General features: G+C 65.1%; 13 protein-coding genes and 2 pseudogenes. 5 read left to right on the forward strand and 10 right to left on the reverse strand.

Annotated elements, in window-relative coordinates; translation table 11 throughout:
- The 9 genes and pseudogenes from ACLP4W_RS29450 to ACLP4W_RS29490 all read right to left on the reverse strand — a co-directional run.
- Window positions 1-210, reverse strand: a pseudogene (locus ACLP4W_RS29450) (thiolase family protein); the annotation flags it as partial.
- Window positions 207-1424 carry a CaiB/BaiF CoA transferase family protein gene (locus ACLP4W_RS29455; RefSeq protein WP_442391048.1) on the reverse strand — a complete coding sequence of 406 codons (1218 nt, stop codon included), beginning with the start codon at window positions 1422-1424 and terminating at the stop codon, window positions 207-209. The gene ACLP4W_RS29455 and the pseudogene ACLP4W_RS29450, both read right to left, overlap by 4 nt.
- 22 nt (window positions 1425-1446) lie before the next feature.
- Window positions 1447-2655, reverse strand: coding sequence for a cytochrome P450 (locus tag ACLP4W_RS29460; RefSeq protein ID WP_442391027.1), 1209 nt, complete (start codon window positions 2653-2655; stop codon window positions 1447-1449).
- Window positions 2656-2777: 122 nt separating this feature from the next.
- The gene (locus ACLP4W_RS29465) at window positions 2778-3620 is read right to left on the reverse strand and encodes an SDR family NAD(P)-dependent oxidoreductase (RefSeq protein WP_442391029.1); all 843 of its coding nucleotides are present in this window, start codon (window positions 3618-3620) and stop codon (window positions 2778-2780) included.
- Window positions 3617-4126, reverse strand: a complete 510-nt coding sequence (locus ACLP4W_RS29470; RefSeq protein ID WP_442391031.1) for an SRPBCC family protein — start codon at window positions 4124-4126, stop codon at window positions 3617-3619. Before ACLP4W_RS29470 ends, ACLP4W_RS29465 begins: the two co-directional genes overlap by 4 nt.
- Window positions 4096-5748, reverse strand: coding sequence for an acyl-CoA synthetase (locus ACLP4W_RS29475; RefSeq protein WP_442391033.1), 1653 nt, complete (start codon window positions 5746-5748; stop codon window positions 4096-4098). The genes ACLP4W_RS29470 and ACLP4W_RS29475 overlap by 31 nt, the downstream gene beginning before the upstream one ends.
- 8 nt (window positions 5749-5756) lie before the next feature.
- Window positions 5757-6377 carry a PaaI family thioesterase gene (locus ACLP4W_RS29480; protein ID WP_442391035.1) on the reverse strand — a complete coding sequence of 207 codons (621 nt, stop codon included), beginning with the start codon at window positions 6375-6377 and terminating at the stop codon, window positions 5757-5759.
- On the reverse strand, window positions 6374-6994 hold the full coding sequence (locus ACLP4W_RS29485) for a cysteine hydrolase (RefSeq protein ID WP_442391036.1): 621 nt from the start codon (window positions 6992-6994) through the stop codon (window positions 6374-6376). The genes ACLP4W_RS29480 and ACLP4W_RS29485 overlap by 4 nt, the downstream gene beginning before the upstream one ends.
- A complete protein-coding gene (locus ACLP4W_RS29490) occupies window positions 6991-8013 on the reverse strand; it encodes a Rieske 2Fe-2S domain-containing protein (protein WP_442391039.1) in 1023 nt (340 codons plus the stop codon). The genes ACLP4W_RS29485 and ACLP4W_RS29490 overlap by 4 nt, the downstream gene beginning before the upstream one ends.
- 83 nt (window positions 8014-8096) lie before the next feature.
- On the opposite strand from ACLP4W_RS29490, the gene ACLP4W_RS29495 reads away from it, so the two are divergent.
- The 5 genes from ACLP4W_RS29495 to ACLP4W_RS29515 are packed head-to-tail and all read left to right on the forward strand — an operon-like array spanning window position 8097 to window position 12734.
- Window positions 8097-8549: a nuclear transport factor 2 family protein gene (locus ACLP4W_RS29495; protein ID WP_442391040.1), complete on the forward strand. Its 453-nt coding sequence runs from the start codon at window positions 8097-8099 to the stop codon at window positions 8547-8549.
- Window positions 8542-10170: a flavin-containing monooxygenase gene (locus tag ACLP4W_RS29500; RefSeq protein WP_442391042.1), complete on the forward strand. Its 1629-nt coding sequence runs from the start codon at window positions 8542-8544 to the stop codon at window positions 10168-10170. Before ACLP4W_RS29495 ends, ACLP4W_RS29500 begins: the two co-directional genes overlap by 8 nt.
- Before the next feature lie 19 nt (window positions 10171-10189).
- Entirely contained in the window at window positions 10190-11308 is a 1119-nt protein-coding gene (locus ACLP4W_RS29505) for an alpha/beta hydrolase (RefSeq protein ID WP_442391044.1), read from the forward strand.
- A complete protein-coding gene (locus ACLP4W_RS29510) occupies window positions 11308-11688 on the forward strand; it encodes a nuclear transport factor 2 family protein (protein WP_442391046.1) in 381 nt (126 codons plus the stop codon). The genes ACLP4W_RS29505 and ACLP4W_RS29510 overlap by 1 nt, the downstream gene beginning before the upstream one ends.
- Window positions 11652-12734: a TIGR03857 family LLM class F420-dependent oxidoreductase gene (locus tag ACLP4W_RS29515; RefSeq protein WP_442391050.1), complete on the forward strand. Its 1083-nt coding sequence runs from the start codon at window positions 11652-11654 to the stop codon at window positions 12732-12734. The genes ACLP4W_RS29510 and ACLP4W_RS29515 overlap by 37 nt, the downstream gene beginning before the upstream one ends.
- Before the next feature lie 71 nt (window positions 12735-12805).
- On the opposite strand, the pseudogene ACLP4W_RS29520 reads toward ACLP4W_RS29515, so the two are convergent.
- Window positions 12806-13071 (reverse strand): annotated as a pseudogene (locus tag ACLP4W_RS29520) (acetyl-CoA carboxylase carboxyltransferase subunit); the annotation flags it as partial.

Below are 13071 nucleotides of genomic sequence, written 5' to 3' on the forward strand. Positions count from 1 at the left end.
CGGAATGCCGGTGAGTCCGACCATGCCGACGATCGCATCGGGATTGGCCACCGTCCAGCTGCCGCCGACCGCGAACTGGATGTCTTTCCATTCGACACCTGCGTCGGCGAGCGCGAGCCCGATGGCGTCTGCCGCCATCTCCATCGCGGACTTGCCCTCGAACCGACCGAATGGGTGTAGGCCCACCCCGATAATCGCCACGTCATTCACGCGATGGCTCCCGCTTGCTTGAGTTCTTCGATGCGGTCCCAGTCCATGCCGATCTCCATCAGCACGATTTCGGTGTGCTCCGCCGCCTGCGGGGCGCGGGTGGTCACGAGCGGCTCGTGATTGAACTGCACCGGCCCGCGCACGACCTTGAACGGTTCTCCGCCGCTGGCGAGCTCGACCTCGGCGATCATGTCGTTGGCGATGGCCTGTTCGTCATTGGCGAGGTCGAGCAGGCTCTGGAACGGCGCCCATTGCCCCTTCATCGTCTTCAGGTGCTGACGCCAATACTCAAAAGGCTTTGCGGCGACCGCCTTCGTGATCAATTCGGCCGCCGCGTCGGCATTTTGGATCAGCGGGAGGACCTCGGAGAAGCGGGGAACGTCGGCAGCCTCTGGGAGGCCTAGGTGCTCGAAGGTGTCGCGGATCAGCCCCGTCGGGCTGATGATGCACAGGTTGATCGTGCCGCCGTCGGACGTCAGGTAGTTGCCCATGAAGGGGTTCACCGACATCGCGGTGGCGGAGCCCGGCATGGGCGTGCGCATGACTTCCCCCGTCTCCATGCCCTGTGTCATGCTCGCACCCGCCGCCCACCAGGCCGTGCTCAGCAACGACACGTCAAGCTCAACGGCTTCACCGGTGCGTTCGCGATGCAGCAACGCGGCCGAGATGCCGCCGGCGATGAACATGCCGCCGATGGAGTCGCCGAACGCGGGAATGCCCTGTCCCAGTGCGCCGCCCAGCTCCTCCGGCGTCAACGCGTAGCCCACGCCGCTGCGCGTCCAGAACGCCGTTCCGTCATAGCCGCCGACGTCGCGCTCGGCGCCCTTGTCGCCGTACGCCGAACCGCGGGCATAGACGATGTTCGGGTTCACCGCGCGAATGTGCTCCACGTCGAACTTGTGCTTCTGCCGCTGCGCGGGCATGTAGTTGGTCAGGAACACGTCGGAGGTCTTGGCCAGTTCGTAGATCACTTCCTGGCCGCCCGGCGTGGAGACGTCGACCCCGACGCTGCGCTTTCCGCGATTGGGGTGCTCCATCAGCGGATGCCGGTCCGGGTTGACCTGAATGCCACCCATGTTGAGGAAGCCGCGTTGGGTGTCACCACGCACCGGGTGCTCGATCTTGAGGACGTCGGCGCCCCAGTCGGCGAGGATGGCCCCCGCCGCCGGGACGAACGTGAACTGCGCAAGCTCCAGGACCCGAAAGCCCTCCATTACCTTGACCATTTGCGCGACCCTACTTGGCGTCGAACGTCACCGGAAGTGCCGTCGGTGAACGGAAGGGCTGACCGTGGATGTGTGGGTCGCCCTCGGTCAGGAGGTCGACGTTGGTCAGCCGCGTGAGCAGGCATTCGACTGCGACGCGGGTTTCCAGCCGCGACAGGTGAAGACCCAAACACGTGTGCTCACCGGCGGCGAAGGAGATGTGGGGGATCTGCTTGCGGAAGATGTCGAATTCCTCCGAACGCTCCCAGCGCCGCTCGTCCCGGTTCGCGGAGCCTATGCACACGCCGATCACCGAACGCGCCGGGATCTCGACCCCCTCCAGCTCGGTGTCTTCGGTCGTGAAGCGCTGCACCGTGGTCAGCGGCGTCTCGAAGCGCAGTGCTTCCTCGATTGCCTGGCCGATCAGCGCATGGTCGGCTTGCACCGCGGCGAACTGATCCGGATGGGTGAGAAGCAGAAACAGCAGGTTCCCCGACGACCGGTACGTGGTCTCCAGGCCGGCGGGCAGCAGCAGCCGCAGGAACGAGTAGATCGCCTCGTCGCTGAGCTTTTCGCCATCGATCTCCGCGGCGACCAGATCGCCGATGATGTCCTCGGTGGGCTTGGACTTGCGCTGTTCGATCTGCTCGAGAAAGTAATCCTTGAGCGCCGCCGATGCCTCGAAGGCGCGTTCGTAGTTGACGTGATAACTGATCAGCTGCACGGCGCGCTTGCGGAACATCGGCAGGTCTTCGGCCGGCAGTCCCAGCAGTTGGGCGATGACGCGGGTGGGGAACTCGAATGTGAAATTCCGGATCAGGTCGGCTTCGCCGGCGTCGATGAATTCGTCGATCAGCGCGTTGCAGATCGGCCGCACGATGGTGTTCTCCCACCGGGCCAGCGCTTTGGACTTGAACGCCGCGGACACCAGGTTGCGATGGTCGCGATGCTGCTTTCCCTCCATCGCCAGAATGGTTGGCCCCATGAACAGGCCGATCGTTTTGTCATACGGTTTGGAGCTAAATACCTGGCCGTCCCGAAACACCTTGTTCACCGCGTCGAACGACATCGCGGAGTACTCCCGCTTGGGCAGCAGGGATTCGGGCGTCTTGGAGTAGTCCATGACCGTCCCACGGAACGCGCCGCCATTCCGGCGCTTCCGGGCGAAGAACGGGTAAGGGTCACGCAGGCTGACGGTTTCTTCGCCGGTGCCGGCGGCGGAGTGAACGTTGGTCGTCACCTGATCTCCAGCCTCTTGCGCATGAACGGGCAGCTCTTTCGTAAGATCGTACTGTAATTATTACAGTAGGCAATATGGGCGCGGCCGCTCATGCGCCGTCGCACTGTTTGCCTATGGCCGCGTCAGCCGGTGGTGTGGGCTGAGCCGGAGTTCGTCAGTCTTGCGGCGCGGGCCAAGAGGCCGGCGTATCGCACACCGAGGAGACGAGGCATCGCTGCCATGGCGCGCCCATCGGGCCCGATGAGGATTCTGGCGCGGTTCTTGTCGGCTCCCCGGAGAATGACCCGGGCGGCCTTCGCGGGAGAGGTGAGTGCCAAACGTCCAAAGAGTTTCGCCGCGAGCTCGGGATCCTCGGAATCTGCGGTGCGCATGTTCGCTCCGAAGTTGGTACGCACCACACCCGGGTGCACGCAATGCACGGTCACTGGATGGTGTTCGATGATCATCTCCTGGCGGAGCGCCTCGGTGAAGCCTCGCACCGCGAACTTCGAAGTGCTGTAGGCGCCCTGGTAGGGAATCGCGATGAGGCCGAAAGCGCTGGACAGGTTGACCAACCGCGCGGGGCGCTGGGCGGAACCGGACTCGATGAGCTGCGGCAGGAAGGCCTTGGTGCCGTTGACAACGCCGCCGATGTTGATCCCGATCAGCCAGTCGAAGTCCGTCCAGGACATGTCTGCCACGCTGGCGAAGAGATCAACCCCGGCGTTGTTGAACACCATTGAGGCGGGCCCGAGGTCCCGGCGTACGTCTTCGGCGTGCGCGAGTACCGCATCGCGGTCGGCGACATCGACCTGGTACGTGGTGACTTGGCCGGTGCCGCAAGCCGCTTGAGTTTCAGCAAGACCCCGTTGGTCGATGTCGGACGCTGCGACGTGCGCCCCGTCTTGAGTGAGCGCGTACGTCAGGGCGCGGCCGATTCCGGACCCGGCGCCACTGACCACGGCGACACGGCCTTGGTACTTCATGCACCCACCTCTGCTTCGACGATCGCGCGGATCCGGGGCACCGACATGTCAAGGTTCGCTTGGAGATCCGTACGACGATCCCGGATGAACAAGAACAGATGTTCGAAAACCACCACGCCGAAAGGGAGCGGAACGCACATCCGGAACACTTCGGTAAGACGCGAGGCGCCGGCACCAGAACCGGGTTCGATGAGGTACGTCCATTGCGTCCAGTCCCCTCCCAGGACTTGGACGACGAACGAGAACCTACGTCCTGGCTCCGCTTCGACGACGTTCGCAACGGTGCGCCACCGGCCAAGCCGCCTGCGGTTCCAAGCCCGAAAACGATCCGGAGCCAACCACTCCGCGCGCCGTGTTTCCGGACTCCACTGAGGGATTCGCGTTACGTCGGAGATGACCGCGTAGACCCGCTCCGCAGACGCGCGCACCTCGGTTGATGCCGTTAACGTCTCGTCCTTTTGGAGCCACGGCATGATCAGCCATTCACCGCCTGCTCGCGTGCCCACCGGTAGTCGGCCTTGCCCGACGGGTTGCGCTCTATCGCCGTCCGGAACACGACCGCCTTGGGAAGCTTGTAGCGGGCCAACGACTTTGCGGCGTGTGCGACCAACTCGTCGGCACCGGCACCAGCGCCTTCGGCGAGCGCGACGACGGCGACGGCCTCCTGACCCCACCGCTCGCTCGGCCGCCCGGTGACCACCACGTCGGCCACCGCCGGGTGCGACGCGATCGCGGTCTCGACCTCCTCGACGAAGATCTTCTCGCCGCCGGAATTGATGGTCACCGACTCGCGGCCCAGCAATTCGACACTGCCGTCGGCGCGGTGGCGCGCGCGGTCGCCGGGGACCGCGTACCGCACACCGTCGATCATCGGGAATGTCTTGGCCGTCTTGGCCGCATCGCCCTTGTAGCCCAGGGGAACGTAGCCTCGCTGTGCCAGCCAGCCGATGCCGTCGTGACCGGGCTGCAGGATCGCGCCCAGATCTTCGGCCGCCACGTAGGTGTCCGGGCCGGCGTTGAATATACCGGTCGACACCGCTCCCGAGGTGGACATGTGGTGCATCTGCGCACCGGTCTCCGACGATCCGACGCCGTCGACGACGACGGCGTTCGGCAGGGCTTCGATCAAGCGTTGCTTGACGAACGGGGTGAGCAAGGCGCCCCCGCTGGCGACCACGGCCAACGACGACACGTCCGCGATGCCCTTCTCGATGGCGGCCACCAACGGCCGCGCCATCGCATCACCGACGACGGTCACCACCATCGCCCGCTCACGCTCGATGGTGCGGACGACGTCTTCGGCGTCCAAATGGTCGACGACCGATCCGAAGATTACTGACTGCCCGGTTGTGATTGCCGACATCACACTCCACTGGGCCGCGCCGTGGATCAGCGGTGGCAGAATCATCAACTTTGCGCCGGGACCCGCAGCCGCTGCCGCAACGATCTCGTCGACGGAGCCGAAGGGCTCGCCGGTCATGATATTTCGCCCGCCAAAGGACGTCATGAAGATGTCATGCTGGCGCCACAGCACGCCCTTCGGCATCCCGGTCGTGCCGCCCGTGTACAGGACGTACAGGTCATCGGGCGAATGCTGCACCGGCGGTGGCGTCGGCGAGCTGGCCGCGACGATGCTCTCGTAATCGACCGCGCCGTGTATCAAGTCATTGCCTGAGTCGTCGGCGATCTGAATCAAGACGCGCAGCCGCGGCAGATCCGGCAGGATTTCGGCCACTCGTGGTGCGAACGCCGCATGGTAGATCAGGGCGGTCGCCCCCGAATCGCCCAGCAGATATTGCAACTCGCTGTTGACATACCGGAAGTTGACGTTGAACGGGGCGACTCGTGCCTGGAATGCGCCGAGCAACGCCTCGACGAATTCGTTTCCGTTGTAGGCGTAAAGGCCAAGTAGGTCCTGACCCACCTCGTGGCCGGCAAGTTCGGAGCGCTCGGTGTGACACCCCAGTCCCCGCGAGTGCAGGTAAGCGGCGAGCCGGTTCGACCGATCGATGATCTGCGCGTAACTGTAACGCCGTTCACCCCGGATCACCAGATCGCGGTCGGGGATCGCGGCGGCGACGGCCGTCGCGACGGCAGGTACCGTGAATTGTGTTGTGGTGTCGGACATCGCGCCTCTCACGGCTGGTGGGGTAGCAAGCGGATCATCAGGCCGTTGGCTTCGCTGAGCAGCGTTCCGTCGGCAGCCGTCATGCTAGCGGCAACGAAGAATTTCCTGCCGTCGACGTCGGTGATGCGGCCGTGGGCGGTCAACGGCTCGTCGATTGGGGTGATGTTGCGGTAGTCCACGTGCAGGTACGCCGTGCGGGTCGGGCGAATCCCCGCAGTGGAGACCACCATGCCGAATAGCCAGTCATACAAGAGGGGGATCATGCCGCCGTGCACGGCGTTGTTCCCGCCCACGTGGGATCGGGTGAAGTGTCCCTCCATGGCGACGCCGTCCGGTCCGGATTCGCTGACGATCCATGGTGGCAGCAGGGGATGGCCCAGCCCGGGCAGTTCGATGACCCGGCCGGCCGGTGCCAGGCCTTCCGGCACCTGGTGGTCTTCGAGCAACGCGCAGGCGTTTTCGACGTGCTCGGCCGCGGTGGCCCAGCTCGAGGAGTCCGGGTGGGTGGAGACCGTGAGGTCTTGCAGGCGGCGCATGGCGGCAACCAACCTGCCCAGCTCGGGGGGCGCGTCTTCGGCCGGTTTGACTTCGGGAAATCCGCCACGAATTTCGGGTGCGGTGTCGGTCATGGGTGCCGCCACACCTCGAGCAGTTCGTCGGTGGTGGTGATGGTCGCGAGGAGCGACAGCGTGTTGGCGATGACCGCAGCGCCGTAGTCGGTGGGTATGCCGGCAACGGCGTCCCTGGGGACGATGACGCGATAGGCGGCATTGACCGCGTCCATGACGACGTTGGGAATCGCGATATTCAGCGAAACACCGACCACGACAATCGTGGTCACTCCGAGGTTGCGGAGCACCGCGTCGAGGTCGGTGCCCCCCATCGGTCCGACGCCGTGCCAGCGGCGCAGAACCAGATCGGTTGGCTCAGGACCCAATTCGGGCAGCAGGGCCGCTCCGGGACTGCCGGGAGCGATGTCGACGTCACCGCGTCCGACGGCAAAGATCTTCGCGTTGTGGTTGGAGCCGAGCCCGTCGGGTCGGCGCTGCACCAAGCAGTGCACGACGCGCACCCCGGCGGCTCGCGCCGCCGGCAGCAGCCGCACGATGTTAGGCAGTGCGACGCGGCGCGCCTCCTCGGCGAGCAGTGCCAGCCCGGCGTGCGGGCCGATTACCGCGCCTTGGCACTCCTGGGTGACGATCGCGGTGTGCTCGGGCGCCGCGAGGGAGGCAAGCTTTGGGGTCATGCCGACGCGGATATGCCCGGAGGGACTTCGGGCGATACATCGTAGAATTGTGTCGCCCACTTACGCAGTGCCATAAACCCTTTCGCGTCAACCTTGGAGAGCGGCGGATGCTCCACGTACTTCTGGTAGCGCCAGATTTCCAGATCGTCAAAGACCGTGGACAGGAACTGCTTTTCGATGAGCTCGCGCAGCTTGCCGTGCGGCACGTCGGAGGCGTCGCCGGGGATTCGTGGCCACCAGATCGAGTAGAACAGGTCCGAACACTCATCATCGACCGGCGTGCAGGTGAAGATCAGCCGATGGTTCTGCGCGCCCTCGAAGACGCTGATCGCTCCGCCGAGGCCGAACAAGTGGCTGTGGAACCGCAACGCGAGATCCTCGGGATTGTCACTACGCGCGTCCGGCCAGCCCGCGATGAATTGCCATTCGTGGTCGACGATCTTGTAGTCCAGCACCCTGGGCGTCACCGTGGCGTGGTGCACGTACTCGAAATGGGCACTGTCGGGCGCGTTCTCCGCCACGGTCTGCGGATGCACCGGTTCGCGCTCCGCGCGCCGGGAGAACTCTGGGTAGGCCCGGTAGTAGGCCGCCGGATCGGTCTCGAATTGCGGAAACTTTCTGAAGATGTCGGGCATTTCCCATTGCGGCTCCTTGCCGTCCGGCTGATGCCAGACGAACACGCAGTCGTACTGCTCGCGGACGGGAAACACCCGCAGCCGTAGCGCCCGGTTGGGCCGGTCGGGCTGATAGGGAATGTATCGATTGGTGCCGTCCGGGCCCCAGCGCCACCCGTGGAAGGGGCACTCGACGCAGTCGCCGACCACCTTGCCGCCGTGCCCGATGTGGGCGCCGAGGTGTTTGCAGTGCGCTTCCAGGACGTGCAACTCACCGCGCTCATCCCGGTAGGCCACCAGCTCCTCGCCGAAGTAATGGAGCGGCCGGACCTCCCCGATCGGAAATTCCGGTGACCAGCCGACCATGAACCAGCCGGTGACCTTCCAGGTGAAAGGGATTTTCACGCCGGCGCCTCCCGCGATCGTTGATACTAAGTCCGTTACAGTATAGATTTCAGCAGTTCGGTCAGTGCGCGGCAAGGAGTGAAATGACGGGAGCGGCTGACGAGCTGGAAACGATCCGGCAGCTCAAGGCGCGCTACTGCCGGTTCCTGGACACCAAAGATGTCACGTCCTGGCGTGACGTGTTCACCACCGACGTCGTGGTCACGCTGGATATGGCGGTATCCACCGGAGGCGCCGACCCGCAGACCGCGCCACCTTTGGAAGGCGTCGAGAGCTTCGTTCCGATGGTGATGGGTGGCCTCGAGAACGTCGCGACGATGCATCACTGCCACACCCCGGAGATCACCCTGACCTCGGCCACCACCGCCACCGGGATTTGGGCGATGGAAGACCTCCTTGTCTTCGGTGACGGCCGCGAGCTGCACGGCGCCGGTCACTACCACGAGACCTACGAGAAGCGCGACGGTAGCTGGCGGATCAAGAGCCTGCACTTGACTCGAACGATCTTGAAGATGAGCGGTAGCGATGGTGACTGACGCAAACGAAGCCGCACGCTTCGACACTCTGGTGATCGGCGCCGGATTCTCCGGGTTGTTCATGCTGCATTGGCTGCGGCAGCTCGGTATACGGACGCGGGTGCTGGAGAGGGCCGAAAACGTCGGCGGCACGTGGCTGTTCAATCGATACCCGGGCGCTCGATGTGACATAGAAAGCATCGAGTACTCGTACAGCTTCTCCGAAGAGATTCAGCAGGAGTGGGTTTGGACGGAGTCGATGCCGGCCCAGCCCGAGATCGAGGCCTACCTGAACTTCGTCGCCGACCGGTTGGATCTTCGCCGCGACATCCAGTTCGACACCGAGGTCGTGGCGATGACCTTCGACGAGGAGGCCTGCGACTGGGTGGTGCAAACTGAAGGCGGCGAGACCTTCCGCGCGACGTTTGTCATCGCCGCCTCGGGCATCCTCTCGGTGCCGCTGGAACCCGATATCGCCGGCATGGACACCTTCACCGGAACGTCGCTGTTCACGAGCCGCTGGCCGAAGGAGGGTTTTGATCTCACCGGACAGCGGGTCGGCGTGATCGGCACCGGCTCGACCGGAGTTCAGCTAATCCCCGTCGTCGCCCGGGAAGCCTTACAGCTCTACGTGTTCCAGCGTTCGGCGGCATACACCCTGCCGTGGCAGGTGCGGGCATTCGAACCCGGCGAGCTGGACGAGATGAAAGCCAACTATGACGAGATCCGAGCGGCCCAGCGGGCGCACCCGATCGGCGCGGCGCGGCTGAGCGCTTTCTCGGTCTTGTTCGAGATGCTCGGCAGACCGCCGTTGAAGGCGGCCTCGCGTGAAGACCAGGTGCACGCCGTCGAGGAAAACGGTGTGATGGGCGCGCTGAATTGGGGTGACATCTTCTTCGACATCGAAGCGAACCGGATGGCCGCCAAGTTGTATGGAGAAGCGGTGGCCCGGGTCGTCAAGGACCCGCAGACGGCGGCCGCATTGGTGCCCGAGCATCCCTTCGCGTGCAAGCGCCCGATCATCGACTACGGCTACTACGAGACATTCAACCGGGATAACGTCACACTCGTCGACCTACGCAAGGAGCCGATCCGCGAGGTGATCCCGACCGGCATCCGCACCGAACGCGATGTGTATGAACTCGATGTGATCGTCTACGCCACCGGGTTTGATGCCATGACCGGTGCGCTCAGCCGAATCGACATCCGTGGCCGCGACGCGATGTCGCTTCCCCAATTCTGGGCCACCGAGGGCCCGCTCTCGTACCTCGGGCTGGCGGTCGCCGGCTTCCCGAACCTGTTCATGGTCCAGGGTCCGGGCAGCCCGAGCGCGACCACCAACTTCGTCACCGCGCTCGAGCAGCATGTCGAGTGGATCGGCGACTGCATCGCATACCTGCGCGCCAATGGAATCCGCACCATCGAAGCGCTGGCCACCGCGCAGCAGGAGTGGATCGACCACACCACCGCGCTGGTTGCGCCGACTGTGCTGGTGCACCCGTCCTGCAACTCCTGGTACAACGGTGGCAATGTGCCCGGCAAGAAACGGATGTACATGGGCTACACCGGCGGAATTCCCGAATACCGGCGCCGCTGCGACGAAGTTGCGGCCGGCGGATACACCGGTTTCAAGTTGGCTTAGCCGGGTAGAGGTGAACGCCATGTCATGGGCAACGCGCGGGCTGGGCCTCACCAGGGATCTGGCCCGCGAGCTGGGCATGCTGCTGCCGCGTACGGTGACCGGTCTGAAGGAATCGACCGGCTGGGTGCCGGCTTCCCCGCGCGGGGTGCGTCAGTTCGGCGAGGTCATGTTGGACGAGCTTGCGCTGAGCGGCTTTTCGCTGCTGGGCGGCGGCCCACCGGCGGTGCGGCCGCTGAATGAGTGCACCGCGGCGGCCGAGGAATTGTCGGCGCTGGGCATCGACCGTGCACATGCCGAACCAAAACCGTTGCGGGCGACGTCGATACGCAGCCGTCGCATCGCCGGATTGGCATATGAGCGGATGACCTTCGAACACGACCCGGGACTGCCGCCGACGCTGGAAGCCGACGGCTTGGGTGGCCCGGCGCGGGCGGTCGTGCACCTGTGCCGGCACCCCGACGGCCCGAGGCCCTGGCTGGTCTGGGTCCACGGCGCCGGTCAGGGCGGCACCGAAGACTTGTTGTTGTCCCGAATCGGCCGGATACATCACCAACTGGGGTTCAACGTCGCGATGCCGGTGCAGCCCGGCCACGGCTGCCGACGCCGCGAATGGCCGGCCTATCCGGACATGGATCCACTGGGCAACGTCGCGGGCATGATGCGCGCGGTGTCGGAGGTCCGCGCCGTTGTGCGATGGGTACAGCCCCAGGCCACCGCCGTTGTGGTGTCCGGGATTTCGATGGGCACACCGGTGGCCGCGCTGGTTTCCCACCTCGAGAGGCGGATCGACGCGGTGGCGCTGTACACCCCGATCCTCGGGCTCAACGCGATGATCGCGCGACACCTGGCGCGCTGGGGGCCATCCCGCGCCGGGTTCCGGGAGCTATTGAAATCGCCGGAGGTCTCGAAGCTGACGTCGGTGATCGATCCGTTGACGGTCGACCCGGCGCCACCGCCGGATCGCCGCCTCATCGTCGGGGCGTGGCACGACCGGATGGCGATGCGCGAGCCCACGGTTGCCTTGCAGGAGCGCTGGGGTGGCCAGCTGTACTGGTACGACGGCGGTCACGTCGGCCACGTGTTCTCCCGGCGAGTGCAGGGAGTCTCCGAGCGCTTCCTGCGCGAGGTTACCGGGTGATGGCAGCCACCCGGACGGCGCGCGAAGTGGTCGAAATCTACAACCTCGTCGTCTGGAACGAGCGCAACATCGAATTGGCCCGGGAGTTGTTCGCTGACACCGTCATCCGGCACGAGGTCGGTGAGGCACACACCCTGACCCGCGAACAGGCTGTCAGCCGGGTCAAGGACACGTGGGGGATGGTGGACAGGCTGCATTTCGACTTGAATGTCGTCATCGCCGGCGAGGACGGTGAGCACGTCGCGATCGTCTACGACTCGGCCATCACCGCCGGCGACGGTACCGAAACCAATGTCGCCAGCATCGAGGTGTTCCGCGTCGTCGCCGGCAGAATCACCGAGGTCTGGAATTGCGGCTACAAGCAAGGGGTTTGGAAGTGACCGCCACCGATCGCACGCTTGACGAACTGGGCTACTACCTGCTGGCCGGGGCCGGAGGTGAGGGACCGGCGACCCTGATGGACGAGGCTCGCCGGGGCGAGGAGCTGGGCTTCGGCACCGCGTTCATCTCCGAGCGCTGGAACGTCAAAGAGGCGTCGTCGCTGGTCGGGGCGGCTTGCGCGGTGACCAAGCGGATGCAGATCGCCACCGCCGCAACCAATCACAACACTCGCCATCCGCTGATCACCGGATCGTGGGCGACCACCATGCACCGGCTCTCCGGCGGGCGGTTCACGCTCGGCATCGGTCGCGGCATCGCCGCGATCTATGGGGCGTTCGGCATACCGGCGGTCACGACTGCACAGATGGAGGATTGGGCCCAGGTCATGCGCCGCCTGTGGCACGGCGAGGTGATCTTCAACCACGACGGCCCGATGGGGAAGTACCCCATCCTGTTTCTCGACCCGGACTTCAACGAAGACATTCGATTGGCGTTGGTGGCTTTCGGGCCCAACACCCTCGCGCTCGGAGGCCGGGTGTTCGACGACGTCATACTGCACACCTACTTCACCCCGGAGACGTTGCGGCGCTGCGTCAAAACCGTCAAGTCCGCCGCGGAAAAGGCTGGCCGCGACCCCGACGGCGTGCGGGTGTGGTCGTGCTTTGCCACGGTCGGCGACCATCTTCCCGAACAGTTGCGGCTGAAGAAGACCGTCGCGCGTCTGGCCACCTATCTGCAGGGGTATGGCGACCTGATGGTACAGACCAACAACTGGGATCCCGCAGTGCTCCAACGCTTTCGGGAAGACTCGGTAGTCACGTCGATAGCCGGCGGCATCGATCACAAGGCCACACCCGAGCAGATCGAGCACATCGCGACATTGCTGCCCGAGGAATGGCTCGAACCGTCCGCCACCGGGTCGGCCCTGCAGTGTGTTGACCGCATCCGCAAGGAATTCGACTACGGGGCCGACGCGGTGATCATGCATGGCGCGACGCCCGACGAGCTCGAGCCCGTCGTCGCGGCCTATCGAACGAGCGGCTAGCGCCGCGAGCGTTCGCAGAATGACAACTTGCAACGGCGTGTCGTGTACAAACACGCGCGCTCGCCAAGGGCTCACGGCAGGATGACGGTCCGGGTCACTGGTTCGGCAGCGGCTTGCCGACTGGACAGGCCCCGCCGCAGGGCAGCGAGCAGCGCGTCACGCGTATCGCGGGGATCGATGAGTTCGTCGAATCCCATATGCTCGGCCGAGCGATACGACGCCTGCAACTCGGCGTTGCGCAGCTTGGAGGACAGGTCCTCGTCGGCGTGCGACGCACGGCTTAACGCCGCCGCGCTCATGGCGCCCATCGTCGCGCCGGGGTAGGCGAAGGTCGCGA

The sequence above is a fragment of the Mycobacterium sp. genome (assembly GCF_052145595.1).
Lineage (GTDB): Bacteria > Actinomycetota > Actinomycetes > Mycobacteriales > Mycobacteriaceae > Mycobacterium.